The organism is Cytophaga sp. FL35 (assembly GCF_014349235.1).
In the GTDB taxonomy this organism is placed as follows: domain Bacteria; phylum Bacteroidota; class Bacteroidia; order Flavobacteriales; family Flavobacteriaceae; genus Euzebyella.
Genome location: NZ_JACSOH010000023.1, coordinates 1 through 13945, shown reverse-complemented (window position 1 = coordinate 13945; position 13945 = coordinate 1). Strand labels below are relative to the sequence as shown.

12 protein-coding genes are annotated in these 13945 nt (G+C 38.3%); 6 read left to right on the top strand and 6 right to left on the bottom strand.

What is annotated here, in order from left to right:
- The first annotated feature begins 23 nt into the window (after positions 1–23).
- A complete protein-coding gene (locus BIZ36_RS16075; RefSeq protein ID WP_187458920.1) occupies positions 24–722 on the top strand; it encodes a response regulator transcription factor in 699 nt (232 codons plus the stop codon).
- A complete protein-coding gene (locus BIZ36_RS16070) occupies positions 719–2215 on the top strand; it encodes a sensor histidine kinase (protein WP_187458919.1) in 1497 nt (498 codons plus the stop codon). The genes BIZ36_RS16075 and BIZ36_RS16070 overlap by 4 nt, the downstream gene beginning before the upstream one ends.
- Before the next feature lie 79 nt (positions 2216–2294).
- Here BIZ36_RS16070 and BIZ36_RS16065 read toward each other — a convergent pair whose 3' ends face one another.
- The 3 genes from BIZ36_RS16065 to BIZ36_RS16055 form a co-directional block, all read right to left on the bottom strand.
- Positions 2295–3764, bottom strand: a complete 1470-nt coding sequence (locus BIZ36_RS16065) for a magnesium chelatase (protein WP_187458918.1) — start codon at positions 3762–3764, stop codon at positions 2295–2297.
- Positions 3765–3815: 51 nt separating this feature from the next.
- Positions 3816–4970: a vWA domain-containing protein gene (locus BIZ36_RS16060; protein ID WP_222937438.1), complete on the bottom strand. Its 1155-nt coding sequence runs from the start codon at positions 4968–4970 to the stop codon at positions 3816–3818.
- 112 nt (positions 4971–5082) lie between these two features.
- The gene (locus BIZ36_RS16055; RefSeq protein WP_187458916.1) at positions 5083–6480 is read right to left on the bottom strand and encodes a Gfo/Idh/MocA family protein; all 1398 of its coding nucleotides are present in this window, start codon (positions 6478–6480) and stop codon (positions 5083–5085) included.
- 135 nt (positions 6481–6615) lie between these two features.
- Here BIZ36_RS16055 and BIZ36_RS16050 point away from each other — a divergent pair, with 135 nt between their 5' ends.
- The gene (locus tag BIZ36_RS16050; RefSeq protein ID WP_187458915.1) at positions 6616–7422 is read left to right on the top strand and encodes a DUF1853 family protein; all 807 of its coding nucleotides are present in this window, start codon (positions 6616–6618) and stop codon (positions 7420–7422) included.
- Positions 7423–7439: 17 nt separating this feature from the next.
- Here BIZ36_RS16050 and BIZ36_RS16045 read toward each other — a convergent pair whose 3' ends face one another.
- Positions 7440–8288 carry a DUF4249 family protein gene (locus BIZ36_RS16045; RefSeq protein ID WP_187458914.1) on the bottom strand — a complete coding sequence of 283 codons (849 nt, stop codon included), beginning with the start codon at positions 8286–8288 and terminating at the stop codon, positions 7440–7442.
- Positions 8289–8293: 5 nt separating this feature from the next.
- Positions 8294–10699: a TonB-dependent receptor gene (locus BIZ36_RS16040; protein ID WP_187458913.1), complete on the bottom strand. Its 2406-nt coding sequence runs from the start codon at positions 10697–10699 to the stop codon at positions 8294–8296.
- A 222-nt stretch (positions 10700–10921) separates the two neighbouring features.
- Between BIZ36_RS16040 and BIZ36_RS16035 the strand changes: the two genes are divergently transcribed.
- The 3 genes from BIZ36_RS16035 to BIZ36_RS16025 are packed head-to-tail and all read left to right on the top strand — an operon-like array spanning position 10922 to position 13078.
- Positions 10922–11464 (top strand): RNA polymerase sigma factor, encoded by a 543-nt coding sequence (locus BIZ36_RS16035; protein ID WP_187458912.1) that lies wholly within the window; start codon positions 10922–10924, stop codon positions 11462–11464.
- The gene (locus tag BIZ36_RS16030) at positions 11464–12006 is read left to right on the top strand and encodes a hypothetical protein (RefSeq protein WP_187458911.1); all 543 of its coding nucleotides are present in this window, start codon (positions 11464–11466) and stop codon (positions 12004–12006) included. The genes BIZ36_RS16035 and BIZ36_RS16030 overlap by 1 nt, the downstream gene beginning before the upstream one ends.
- Positions 11990–13078, top strand: a complete 1089-nt coding sequence (locus tag BIZ36_RS16025; protein WP_187458910.1) for a hypothetical protein — start codon at positions 11990–11992, stop codon at positions 13076–13078. The genes BIZ36_RS16030 and BIZ36_RS16025 overlap by 17 nt, the downstream gene beginning before the upstream one ends.
- Before the next feature lie 120 nt (positions 13079–13198).
- Here BIZ36_RS16025 and BIZ36_RS16020 read toward each other — a convergent pair whose 3' ends face one another.
- Positions 13199–13714, bottom strand: a complete 516-nt coding sequence (locus tag BIZ36_RS16020; protein WP_187458909.1) for an ester cyclase — start codon at positions 13712–13714, stop codon at positions 13199–13201.
- Positions 13715–13945 lie beyond the last annotated feature (231 nt).

Sequence of the window (13945 nt, the reverse complement as noted above, 5' to 3'; positions counted from 1 at the left end):
GCGTCATTCGTATTTAATACATTATGAAAGATATACTGATAATAGAAGATGATCCCGAAATCATCAAGCTGTTGGAAATTCACCTTACGGACTTGATTTATTCCACTTCCAAGGCGAGGGATGGAAAAGAAGGATTGGAGATGGCTTTGGAAAAGGACTATGACCTGGTTCTTTTGGATTTGACCCTTCCCTCCATGGACGGTGTGGAAGTATGTAAGAAGTTAAGGGCACAAAAGCAGACCCCAGTTATTATGCTTACCGCCAAATCTGAAGAAATTGATCGTGTTTTAGGACTCGAGATCGGAGCGGATGATTATATAACTAAACCCTTTAGCATTAGAGAGCTTTTGGCTAGGATCAAAGCGGTATTAAGACGTACGGACAACAAGCAAACTGTTGTTGAAGAATCTTCTACTATTGAATTTGAAGGGTTGCAGATCAATATCGATAAAAGAAAGGTTTTGCTGAAAGGTAATAAAGTGGAGCTTTCCCCAAAAGAGTTTGAACTTTTGGTCCTTATGGCATCCAACCCAGGCAGGAACTATAGTAGAACAGAATTACTGAACATTATTTGGGGCTATAATTTTGACGGCTATGAGCATACGGTCAATTCCCATATAAATAGGCTAAGGGCCAAAATAGAGTCGGATATGGCCAACCCCTCCTATATACTTACCACTTGGGGCGTAGGTTATAAGTTTAATGAAGATATTGTTCTATGAAAAGTGAAAAGACGCTAACCCCAAAATTGGTAAAAAAATTATGGCTGGCCTTTATTGGTTTGGTCCTACTTATGGGGGCATCCTACATATTTATCACCGGTTATTTTGCAAACAAGCATAGCCAAGAAACTACTCAAAGGCTTAATGCCGAAGTTGCAAACCATGTCATTGCCGAAAAATTTAATGGCGCCTCCCCTTTTATGGAAGATGGCAGCGTTAACAAGGCGCTTTTTGGCGACTTAATGCACGATATGATGGCCGTTAATCAAAGTATTGAGGTGTATTTACTTGGTAAATCTGGGGAGATTCTTTACTCGGTTGTTCTGGATCCAGAAGATAAGGATGCCGCAAAAAACGTGGATTTAATTCCTATTGAATCTTTTATTGCCGATGGTGGTACCCGTTTTATTTTGGGTGATGATCCCAGAAATCCCGGAGAGAAAAAGATTTTTTCTGCTGCACCCTATAGCGTTGATGGTCACGAAGGATATATCTATATTGTCCTTGCCGGAAAGAAGTTTCAGGAGGTAAGCGATAATTTAATGAGTCAGTATTTTACCAGGCTTGGCGTGGGCGCGACCTTGCTGACCATGTTGTTTTCTGTAATAATAGGTCTATTGGCAATTTGGTTCATTACCAAAAATTTGCGTCTTATCACTCGTACGGTTAGAAAATTCCACGATGGTGATCTTAAGGCTAGAATTGCCCATCCAGAAAAATCGGACATTGAGGTATTTGCCAAGTCCTTTAATGAAATGGCAGATAGTATTGTAAGTAATATGGATAAAATGCAATCCATAGATCAATTAAGAAGGGAACTTATAGCCAACGTTTCACATGACCTTAGAACCCCTTTGGCCGTTCTTAAAGGATATATTGAAACATTACAGATTAAGCGAGATTCGTTAACGGAAGAAGAAAAGGACGAATATCTACAAATTACCCATGATAATGTGGATAAGCTTTCCAACTTGATCAATCAGCTTTTTGAATATTCCAAGTTAGAGGCAGAACAGGTAGTACCCGTAAAGGAGCCTTTTTCCATTACCGAACTTTCCCATGATCTAATAGCAAAATTCAGGGTTATTGCCCAGAAAAAAGAAATAGAATTGGAATTGGACAACCCAGAAGAAAATTGTCTGGTCTTTGCCGATGTAAGTCTGGTGGAAAGAGCTCTGCAAAATTTAATTGAAAATGCCATAAAATATACAGAACCAAAGGGAAAGGTAACCTTGGCCCTTCATAAAAAAGGAAAAAACGTTGAAATCAATATTACCGATACCGGAACTGGTATACCTGTTAATGAACAGCCCTATATTTTTGACCGTTACAAACAAGTGGACAAAAGTGCCGATTCAAAAAAACAGGGACATGGACTAGGTTTGGCCATTGTGAAAAAAATAATGGATTTACACGATACTACCATTACCGTATTGAGTAAACCTAAGGAAGGAAGTTCCTTTATTTTTAACCTTCCTGCATACCAAATGTAACAACGAATATTAGGATAGATAAAAGCCCCAACCATTGATATATGGATGGGGCTTTTTATACATTGGAATTTCGCTTATTTTAAAGTCCGCTAATAAAGCTACCGTATAAATCCTTGAACTGATAACCTTCCGAAAAGCGACTTTTGCTCAGTTTTTTATGGGAAACCAATCCCCAAAGGACTAATTCCTTTAAGAAATAGACATCTTCTTTTGGGAAATCTGGCTGATACTCTTTTATCAATTGATTAAGCGCTGGAATACCATCCAAGGCCCTTTTGTATTCTTCATCCGTAAAATCATCCAAAAGCTCAAAACCTTCACCTTGAAAAAACCATGATACCAATTCATCATAAGGGGTTACCGCATCTTTCTTTTCAAGCTTATTTATTTTAGGAAAGTACTCTGGAAACAGACTTTTTACCGCATCGTCTATTAAAATCTCTGCAACGGAATCCGCTCCTTCTTGTTCCCCTTCATAGACCAATTCAATTTTTCCTGTAATGGAAGGTATCACGCCCAGAAAATCACTAAGCCTTACCATGGTACTATCTGCTCCTGTGGTCAATGCCCTTCTTTCTGCAGTGCTTAAGAGATTTTCATAAGCTGTAATGCTCGTTCGCGCACTCACTCCACTTTTGGCATCTACGTACTCACTGTTTCTTGCCTCAAAGCCAATTTGTTCCAGCAAGTCTTTGGCAAGTTCCGGCACATACACAGCACCTGACTGTCTATCATCTAATTTAGCCTCTTGAGCAGTAATTTTTCTTGCAATTTCTACGGTTTCAGGATAATGTGTTAGTATTTGAGAGCCTATACGATCTTTTAGAGGGGTAACAATGCTTCCCCTATTGGTGTAATCTTCCGGGTTGGCGGTAAATACAAATTGAATATCCAGAGGCAAACGAAGTTTAAACCCTCTAATTTGAATATCACCTTCCTCTAAAATATTAAAAAGTGAAACTTGTATTCTGGCCTGTAAATCTGGCAATTCATTAATAACAAATATACATCGATTTGCGCGTGGAATCATTCCATAGTGTATGACCCGGTCATCTGCATAGCTCAGTTTTAAATTTGCAGCCTTTATGGGGTCTACATCACCAATTAAATCTGCGACCGTTACATCTGGAGTAGCCAATTTTTCAGAAAAACGCTCCTCTCGGTGTAACCAAGAAATAGGAGTGTCGTCCCCTTTTTCCTTTAGGAGTTCCATGGCAAAACGGGACATGGGTTGAAGCGGGTCATCATTTATTTCCGAACCTTTTACAATGGGAACCCACTCATCCAACAGATTTACCATTAAACGGGCCAATCGGGTTTTTGCCTGACCTCTTAAACCTAATAAGTTAATATTATGACGAGATAAAATAGCTCTTTCCAATTGTGGAATTACGGAGTTTTCATAACCCCAAACACCTTCAAAACTATTTTTTCCTTCCTTTATATTATCCCTTAGGTTATCCCTTAGTTCATCCTTTATACTTTTAGTCCGGTAACCTGTGGCCTTGAGCTCACCAAGTGTTTTAATTTTTAAATAATCGTTATTCATGCTCTCTTTTTCAGTTTGATCTAAAAGGTAAGTTACTTACCAATTTCGCAATTATTTCATTCTTTTTCTTCTGTTGGTCTCATAATCCTCAAAAATCATTTCCCCCAAGTTCTTTAATCCGGTAAAAAAAGCTTTCCCCTTATTAGCTTCGGTAAAATGACGCACGAACCTCATTAAATAGGGGTCTTGAGCTATCATAAAGGTGGTAATGGGAATATGAAGTTTTCTGGCCTGTCTGGCCATATTGTAACATTTTTCAACAATGTAATCATCCAATCCTACACTGTTTTTATAATAGTTGCCGTCTGGGAGCCTTAAACAACTAGGCTTACCATCCGTAATCATAAATATCTGCTTATTGGTATTTCGTTTACGCCTAAGCAAATCCATTGCAAGTCGCAATCCTGCGACCGTATTGGTATGGTACGGACCTACCTTTAAATACGGTAATTCCTTTATGGTAATGGGCCAAGCGTCATTACCAAAAACCAAAATGTCCAAAGTATCCTTGGGGTATCTAGTGGTAATAAGTTCCGCTAGGGCCATCGCCACTTTTTTGGCAGGAGTGATACGGTCCTCGCCATATAAAATCATGCTATGGCTTATATCGATCATGAGTACCGTGCTCATTTGGGCCTTGTATTGGGTATCTTCTACCACCAAGTCGTCTTCGTTTAGGGAGAAACTACCTATGCCATGATTGACTTGGGCATTTTTAAGACTTTCGGTCATAGAAATATTTTCTAGACCATCTCCATAACGGTACTCCCTTAAGTCTCCCGTATGCTCATCTCCTTGCCCAGATTTACCGGTTTTGTGGTTACCGGCACCATGTCGTTTAAGTTTACCAAAAATTTGATCTAAGGCTCTTTGTCTTATAAGACGTTCTAATTTTGCCGTAATGGAAATTTGGCCTTTTCCATCTCCGTCTTCACCTTCTTTTCCATTTCCTGATTCATCGCCTCCGTTTTCAAATTCTTCTCTGATGTAACCCTTCGCCTTTAACTCTTCAATAAAGTCATCAATGGTATATTCATCATCCGTTAGTTCATATTCTTTATCCAATTCCCTTAACCAGTCGATAGCCTCATCAAAATCGCCGGACGTGTGCGTTATGAGTTCTTGAAAAATTTCAAAAAGTCTTTCAAATGGAGTTTGTTCGGGTGCTTCATAGGGAGTGAAGCGAAATCCGTTTCTAGTATTCATAGCCATTACATAAAATTAGTGTTTTTAGCTGTGAATACCGCTGTTTTTAGGAAATGTTAACGGTAAAAGGGAGTGAGAGACTTTGTCAAGAAGCTCACTCCCAAATAGGTTTTTAGTCCACCACAGCCAGGGCCTTGGTACTTTTCCAATTACCCCTGGTAAAATCCGGAAACTCTTGAGGAGCGCCGTTGGTTGCCACGGAAGCTTCGCTTAATGGTGCCACGGCACTCCAAAAACAACCTTCATATAAGTTTTGATCTAAAGGAAGTCCTTTTCTAAGACATTCAACCACACGATACAACATCATAAAATCCATACCGCCATGGCCTCCCATTTTTACGGATAACTCTCCTAATCTTTTATAGAGCGGGTGTTCATATTTTTCATAGATTTTTGCTAATTGTTCTCCCTGAGCCCATTGATGGTGGTTATCGGTAGCTCCTTCCACACCACCTTCCAATGCCACTCTTGTTGGGAAGCCAGCTAAAGTTCCTTTGGTACCTTGAATTAAATTATGACGACTGTAAGGTCTGGGGCTGGTTTCATCCCACTGTACCATAATGGTTCTTCCTAAAGTAGTTTTGATAATGGAGGTGTTCATATCGCCACCCTTGTAATCCAATTGATTCCATTGATGGTCTGCCGGAAAGTTCTTTTTGGCATATAGCGGTCTTCCCTTTGCAGGAGAGGAGAAAGAATTTATAAACTTAAAATTATCGTCTCCCCTACCCACGTTCATATACTGCGCTACAGGACCTAGGCCATGGGTAGGATACAGATTTCCGTCTCTTTTGGCATAATGGTAGGTTCGCCAAGATCCCGTACCTCTATCCACTTGATTCATTTGTCCCCTTAATTCATGAATATAGGAAGCTTCGCCATGTAGCAACTCGCCTAAAACACCCTGCCTGCACATATTTAAATAAAGAAGTTCCTCCCTGCCATAATTCACATTCTCCATCATCATGCAATGCTTTTTGGTCTTCTCGGAAGCATCTACCAGTTGCCACATTTCATCAATGGTCAATGCTAATGGGACTTCTACAAAAGCGTGCGCTCCTGCGTTCATCGTCTCTAAGGCCATTGGGGCATGAAGTTTCCACGGAGTGGCTATTATGACCGCATCAGGTTTTTCTTTAGCCAACATCTTTTTCCAGTCGTTTTCGCCATCGGTATACAGCTTTATTTTCTTGTGGCGTTCCCCTTTACCCTGCTCTTTGCAGGCCTCCGCAGACTTTTTTGCCAAATCCTCATACAAGTCGGAAATAGCAACGATCTCAGTTCCTTCAATAGCGGCAATTTGTTTAGCATGGCCCGAACCTCTGGCTCCAACACCAATGAATGCAAAACGTACGGTATCTAATTTAGGTGCTGAAAAATCTCCCATATATTGGGCATTGAAGGCTCTTTCAGTTCCAAAAAAATTAGCTTTGGCAATAGCTGGAGACAAGGTTATTCCAGCTCCCACCATGCTCGTCTTTTTAATAAAATTTCTTCGGTTCGATTTCATTTTTGGTAGTTTAGTTTAATTAATAAGTACTATATCTATTGGTAGTTGTACAAGATAGAGAAATTATGATGATTTTTACTTTACATCCTGTATTTTGAAACTTTCAACTTTAAAAATCCAAAAACCACATTATTCATGCCCAATTCTCAATTTATCGGATTTTACAATACCCCTCCACTTTGGGTACATGAGCAATTTGGAATGGTCCAATTTCCATTTCCGAAGATTGAATTTGAGGGTTTGGAGACCCAACCAATTTCAACAAAAATGAGGTTGGGCCATCAAATGGAAAGTGTCTTTCTACAATTGATTAACTATTCTAAAAAATTCAAAGTTAGACTACACAATCTTCCTGTGCAAAGGGAAAAACGCACCATAGGGGAAATTGATTTTATTTTAGAAGACCTGCAAAGTCATAGGCTCCTTCATGTAGAGCTCACTTATAAATTCTATATCATCGATTCATCTATTAGCGAGCCAATCCATCAATTGATGGGTCCTAATAGACGGGATATGTTCTTTACCAAAATGGAGAAGATTAAGAATCAACAGTTTCAATTAGTACATGAGCCTGAGGCCATCACCGCACTAAAAAATAATGGAATTGAAAGTAATGAGTTAGTGCATCAGTGTTGTTTCAAGGCACAATTATTTGTACCCTATTGGAACCCTACCGTTCATATCAGGCCTTTGAACAAATCCTGTATTGCTGGATTTTGGATTTCTTTTGATGAATTCAACGCTACCGAATTTAAAGAACATCAGTATTATATTCCGTATAAATCGCAATGGGTCATTGATCCACCTAAAAATGTAGACTGGTTGACCCATTACGAATGTCTTTTGGAAATAAATATTAGAATCATAAAGGAAAACTCCCCCATGATATGGATGAAAAAGCAAAATGGTGGTTTTACGAAAATGTTCGTAGTTTGGTGGTAGTTGTATTAGAAATTTAACTACTCAAATAAATAACTTGCTTTTACCATCTGGGTAACTCTAAAGTATCCATAAGCATAGTTCTCCGGGTTGGTTTCATTAACGCAATTACCTTTGACTTCTACAGGAATTGAATCAAACAAACCCACACCGCCAATTTGGTTGATCAAAATTCGCAAATAGGATAGGTATTCAGGTGAGATAGAATAAAAATTTATTTCTACCGTATCCCCTGGTTGAAATGCTTCTTTTTTTTCCGTTTCCTCATCCTCACCAATTTCAAAATACCAATCAACTACATTTCCATTAACGAATTCATCATCAAATTCCTCAAAATAAGGCAGTAACTCTCCTTGTTTCCAAAACTTAAAAAAATAGCTGTTTCCTTCTTCAGGAGGATCTTGAATTTTCATGTTTACCTCTAGGTCGTCCTCATTAAACCCGTCCTCCCTACTCTGTCCAATAATGTTTAGGTCCGGGACGGAATTTAGGTTTTCCTTCGCTGTGAAAATTTCCCCGTTATATACGATTTCTAGTTCATAGGTGTGTCCAAGAAAGGGCTCAAATTCGTTGGTCCTATAGCTACCATTGTTCTCATCTACAAATGAAAATTCGGTACCCGTGTCCAAATCTGTGACGGTTACAAGAGCTCCTGTTACGGAGGTATTGGAACCACTTTCAAAAAAGGGGGTGGAAGTTCTAAGATTGATGGTCTGTATATTTCCGGCAGTGCCTTTTTCCCAGTCCAAGGAAGCTTCCACAACTAACCTGGTATTGGCATTTTGAACATCAACATCAATAACATCCTCGCAAGATGTTGTGAGAATGAGGGAAGTAAAAAGTAGTATGAGGAATCTGATATTTTTCATAATGTTTAGAATTTGAAGTTATAAGTAAGAGATGGAACAATTCCAAAAATGGCAGTTCTAGTAGCTTCATTGGCACCGGTTTCCCGGTTTTGACCAAAAGAAATGGATGCTGCGTTTTTTCTGTTATAAACATTGTAAATACCTAAAACCCATTCCCCTTTCCAGGCTGCTTTAGGTCTTTTGTTCGGTTTATAATTTAAAGAAAGGTCCAAACGATGATAGGCAGGTAAACGGTCTGAATTCCTTGGAGCATAACTAGCCACGGAAATATCCTCATATATATACTGACCATTTGGATAGGTAACTGGTCTACCCGTTTGAAAGACCAAATTACCTCCAAAACTCCATTTTTCGTTTAGATAATAACTTGCGGCCACCGAAATATCATGAGTTCGATCATAAGGAGTTCTGTACCATTCCCCGTCATTGATTCCCAAACCTCCAGCACTGCCACCAGGAGTTCTCTGCTCAGATTTGGACAAGGTATATGCCAACCATCCGGTAAGCTTGCCCTCATTTTTACGTAACAAGACCTCTAACCCATAAGCTCGGGATTCGCCATTTAATATTTGCGTTTCAATGGCTTCTTGTCCAATGAGCTCAGAACCATCTATATAATCGATCCTGTTGTCTACTGTTTTATAGTAGCCCTCCACTTCCATGGAATACTCTTTATCCTTAAAGTTTCTGAAATATCCCAAGGCATATTGATTGGATAATTGTGGTTTAACATATTTACCGCTGGGTGTCCAAACATCTACCGGAGTTACGGAGGTTGTATTTGAAAGAAGGTGAATATATTGGGCCGCCCTAGAAAACCCGGCTTTCACTGAGGAATTTTCATTTAGCTGATACGCTAACGATGCCCTAGGCTCCCAATTATGAAATGCTTCAATAGAATTCCTATTTTCATAATAGGTTTCCCCTATAACATTTCCCTCTTCATAGATTCCCAGTCTACTGTTAAATACAACAGGAAGGTCATTTTCATAGTCATTTAAGGCCTGACCGCCCATTCTATTGAAAAGACTAAAGCGAAGACCATATTGGGCAGATAATCTATCGGTTAACTTATGTTCGGCATTAACATATAAGCCACTCTCCAGCGCTTTTTTGATGTCCAATTTAAGCGGATTGATAGCCGATTCGTTTGAAGTAGGCTCCAACCTGCCAGGATCAAATTCATAGTAAATAGCACTGGCACCAAAATCCAACTTAAAACCATCATTGAAATAATACTTAAGGTCGTACTTCAAATTGTAATTATCAATAGATGCCAACCATTCAAAATCCTCACTATTGAAACCGATGTTATAATCATATCTACCGTAAATAGCGGACATATTGGAAAATAACCTTTCGTTAAAAATATGGTTCCATCTAAGGTTTCCGGAGGAGTTACCGTAACTGCTATCAAAAACATCCCCGAACTTTAGAATATCCCTGCCAAAATATCCTGAAAGAAAGAGTTTGTTGTTTTCATTAATTTCATAATTAGTCTTCAGGTTAAGGTCATAAAAACTTGCTCTATTTTTCTCGCCCGCCAGCATTAGAAACAGATGGGCATAGGAAGTTCTTCCAGCTACTAGAAAGGAACCTTTGTCGTTGAAAATAGGGCCTTCGGCCGCCAGCCTACTAGAAATGGCGCCAATCCCCCCTGTTAAAGCAAAGTTTTTATTGTTCCCATCCTTTTGTCGTACATCCAAGACAGACGAAACCCTACCCCCAAATCGTGCGGGAATACCTCCTTTGTATAATTTCATATCCTTAATGGCATCTGCATTAAAAACAGAAAAAAAACCGAAAAGATGTGACGTGTTATAAATGATCGCCTCGTCCAGTAGTACTAAATTTTGATCTTGGGCCCCTCCCCTTACATGCAGCCCACCACTGCCTTCTCCATTGTTGGTCACCCCGGGTAACATCTGTAGGGACTTTAGGATATCTACTTCACCCAGTACCACCGGCATTTGTTTAACCGTAGCAATGTTCATTTTGGAAACACTCATTTCGGGCTTTCGCAAAACGGCCATTTCCGGTTCATCGGCTGTTACAATAACTTCATTAAGTTCCGTGGAATACTCAACTAATTCAAAGTCCAGTTTTTGTTTGCTATTTAGAGTTAATTCCCTTCTTTTACTGTTATACCCCATATAACTGATTAATAGGGTATAGTTTCCCTTTGGTGCGGTTAAAGAATAAAAACCATACTCATTGGTAATGGCCCCAATGGTAGTTCCCTCTAAAAACACTGAGGCACCAAATAGGGTTTCGCCATTCGTACTATCTGTAATACTTCCGTTTAAGGTAAAATTCTCTTGACTATAGGAGATAGATACCATTAGAAAAGAAAAGAGAAGAAGGTATCTTTTGGTCCGCTTCACAAATCCTTCTTTGTTGTTTGTTTTCATGCCCATACTTTTTTTGATTATTGAACACCCTTATGGACAGATGAAATTTTTACAGGTTGCATGAACTACCAAATTTTAGAGAATAATTCACTAAACCGAGCAATTTGGTTTTAGTAAGTTTATAGCAAAACATTTTTTTTGGTAGACAGTGCAACCTTTAGAATTTAGTATTGTCTTTAAAAGAGAACAGTAACCTTTGTAGTAACAGCCATTCTGTTTTAGTTGGAAACCGATATTCGTTTTACACATAAATCCCTGGTGGAGAAAAGCAAGCAAGGAGATAGAAACTCACAGTATCAACTGTACGAGCTCTACATAGATGCCATGTACAATGTTGGTATGCGGTTTTTGAAAATTAAAGAGGATGCGGAAGATATAGTTCAGGATAGTTTTGTGGAAGCATTTAAAAATTTAGAGAGCTTCAAGTATGAAAGTACTTTTGGTGCATGGCTCAAACGTATTGTAATCAATAAATCCATTAACCATTTAAAGTTAAAACGAATTCCGGTAACACCAATGGATGAGCATGAATTTCACCTATCCGATGATGCGCCGGAAGAAATGATGGAAGCAGTGGAAATCAGCAAAGTAAAATTAGGAATAGATAAGCTACCTGATGGTTACAGACAAATAATTAACCTCTATCTGCTGGAAGGTTATGACCATATGGAAATTGGTGAAGTACTGGGGATTAGTACCTCCACATCCAAATCCCAATACCACAGGGCGAAAAAGAAATTAATTGATATCATTAAAAATCTGTGATGGACAGTTTTGAAAAAAATATAAGAGAAAGAAGAAAGGAGTTTGATGTACAGGTGGCCGATCGCTCCAAAATGTGGGCGAATATAGAATCTCGCCTACCGGATTCAAAAACAAAGGTGATACCGCTTTGGAGAAAATCCATATTTAAGGTAGCCGCGAGCATATGCATTCTTTTAGGGGCAGGAGCCCTTTTGGGAATTTCATTTATGGAAGTCGGCAATAACGAGAAAGCCATGTACGCTTCCAAGGAGTTACAGGACATTGATCGTCATTACCAAGGTCTGGTTTCTTATCAAGTACAGCTCATAAAAAAGAACAGTCAACTTTCAGATGAAGAAAAGCAGGAGTTTTTGTCCTTTATGGATGAATTGGATCAAGAGTATGATGAACTGCGAAAGGAGATGCGGAATAATTTAGATAATCAATTGGTATTAGAGGCAATTGTTGCCAATTACAAGAAGCGAATTGTGCTCATAGAAAACCTATTGAAACAATTGAACGATACCAAAATTAAAGAAGAGGAATATGGCTATACGTTATAAGAAAATTTGGGTTTTTGTTGCCATTTTTGGAATTATGGGAAGTGTTTATGCTCAACAAAAGGTAACCAAGAAATTGGAAAAAACGTACAGGTTTACCAATTCCGGTGCGCTTAATATTGAGAACAAGTATGGCGACATCAAGGTCTATGGTTGGGAAAAAGAAGAACTGGTCATTACCATGGATATCACAGTAGAAAACAAAAAGAAGGAAGAAGCCAAGGTGATGCTCAAAAGAATAAAACCTATTTTGAGAAATAGTGAAAATTATGTTTCCGTTACCTATGAGGTTTTAGAAAAGGAAACCGGTTTTTTTAATCAACTTTTTGAGAAAGCCAATCCTTTTGATATGGATAAAAGTACCATCAAAATTGATTTCAAGGTATATCTGCCTACTAAAGCGGAACTTGATATCTCCAATAAATTTGGAGATGTATTTGTGGAAAGCTGGAAAGGTGTTTTAAAAGCTAAGGTAGAACATGGCGATATGTGGTTGAACAATGATTTAAACAAAGCCGACCTTAGCATGCAGTATGGCGAAATAAAAGCTAGAAATATTAATTACGGAAACTTTGAACTTACCAACGGTTCTTTGGATATGGAGGATTCCAAAAGTCTACATATTAATTCAAATGGCAGTGAAATTGACGTTCAAAAAATAACTTCAATGGAGCTTCATTCCAATAAGGACGAAGTTGTTATTTCTGAAGTTGGAAGTCTGTACGGTACCTTAAAATTTACCAATCTACAATTAACGAGATTGAGCACCTATGCAGATTTAAATATGCGAGTTGCAGATTTAAGGGTAGATGAAGTAATTGCACCTGAAACACAAATAAATGTAAATCAAGAATCTTCCGAGGTAAACATAAACGTAAATAACTTTTCGCATTCGTTCAACGCAGTTTTGGAAGAAGGATTGGTTAGGTTGCCCAAGTCCTTTGAGAAGGTCTCTTCCAAAATGTTGGACAAAGGAAAAAAACTAAGGGAGATCAGTGCAAGTTATGGTAGCAATATTCAAGGAGAAATCAATATAACTGGAAAAAAAGGATTGGTTCTAATCAAGGAATTTTAGAAAGAACCAAAACTTGAACCGCCTTATAACGTTCTAATGTTTGGTTTTAAATTTCTTTTCCGAGATTAATATCAATTAATAGTGAAGAGATAGATAATACTGATTTCAAAGACATGGATTTTAGTGAAGTACCACTTCACCTTTGGTTGGGGTTTTTAGCCTCAAAAACGCCTCTAGCGAGTCGTAAAAGTTTTCATGTCTATGTATTAAGCCATCCTCGCTAAATGTGATAACGGCAAAACCATTTATAGTCTTTTTAAGGTTGGTGGTTCCGTTTTCATTGAAACTTCCTGTGCACTCCCACCTATAAAAAGCCTTGTTGTCTTGAATGACCAAATCCTTTACTTCCGTATGAAAATCTGGAATATAATCATGTAGAGAATTTACAAGCGCCGTAAGTTCTTCGTAATTGGTTGCTTCTAATTTTCCATTTGAAAAACGCTTAAAATCTTCTGCTAAAAGACACTCAAATGACTCTGGTTGGTTATTGTTCCAGCATTGTTTATAATCGTTTATAATCCGCTCCAAATTTGGAGATGTCGAATTCGTTACAAGAGAATCCTGAATTTTGGGTTCTTCTTTACAGGAAAATACTATTACGGTCAATAGGCCGTAAAGCCAAAAATTTGGTTTCATATCAGAAGGTTTGTCAGTCGGTCTCCCGGCAAACTGTTCTGGGGGAAATGAAGGTAGGGAACTGTTGCCATTAAATACATTCGGTATTTATACCAAACGTTATTCAATTTAACATAAAAACGTGTATCCCAAAGGCTTTAGTATAAATAAATGTGTAAAATACACCGTATTTTATAAGAGTTGAGAATACTCGTTATTCAGTGTAGAATTATTTTTTAAAGTATGTAATAA

Bases quoted from the DNA above. Each gene is read 5' to 3' on its own strand.
- BIZ36_RS16075 (WP_187458920.1), top strand. From the start codon at position 24: ATGAAAGATATACTGATAATAGAAGATGATCCCGAAATCATCAAGCTG.
- BIZ36_RS16025 (WP_187458910.1), top strand. From the start codon at position 11,990: ATGGCTATACGTTATAAGAAAATTTGGGTTTTTGTTGCCATTTTTGGA.
- BIZ36_RS16070 (WP_187458919.1), top strand. From the start codon at position 719: ATGAAAAGTGAAAAGACGCTAACCCCAAAATTGGTAAAAAAATTATGG.
- BIZ36_RS16030 (WP_187458911.1), top strand. From the start codon at position 11,464: ATGGACAGTTTTGAAAAAAATATAAGAGAAAGAAGAAAGGAGTTTGAT.
- BIZ36_RS16020 (WP_187458909.1), bottom strand. From the start codon at position 13,714: ATGAAACCAAATTTTTGGCTTTACGGCCTATTGACCGTAATAGTATTT.
- BIZ36_RS16055 (WP_187458916.1), bottom strand. From the start codon at position 6,480: ATGAAATCGAACCGAAGAAATTTTATTAAAAAGACGAGCATGGTGGGA.
- BIZ36_RS16065 (WP_187458918.1), bottom strand. From the start codon at position 3,764: ATGAATAACGATTATTTAAAAATTAAAACACTTGGTGAGCTCAAGGCC.
- BIZ36_RS16050 (WP_187458915.1), top strand. From the start codon at position 6,616: ATGCCCAATTCTCAATTTATCGGATTTTACAATACCCCTCCACTTTGG.
- BIZ36_RS16060 (WP_222937438.1), bottom strand. From the start codon at position 4,970: ATGAATACTAGAAACGGATTTCGCTTCACTCCCTATGAAGCACCCGAA.
- BIZ36_RS16040 (WP_187458913.1), bottom strand. From the start codon at position 10,699: ATGAAAACAAACAACAAAGAAGGATTTGTGAAGCGGACCAAAAGATAC.
- BIZ36_RS16045 (WP_187458914.1), bottom strand. From the start codon at position 8,288: ATGAAAAATATCAGATTCCTCATACTACTTTTTACTTCCCTCATTCTC.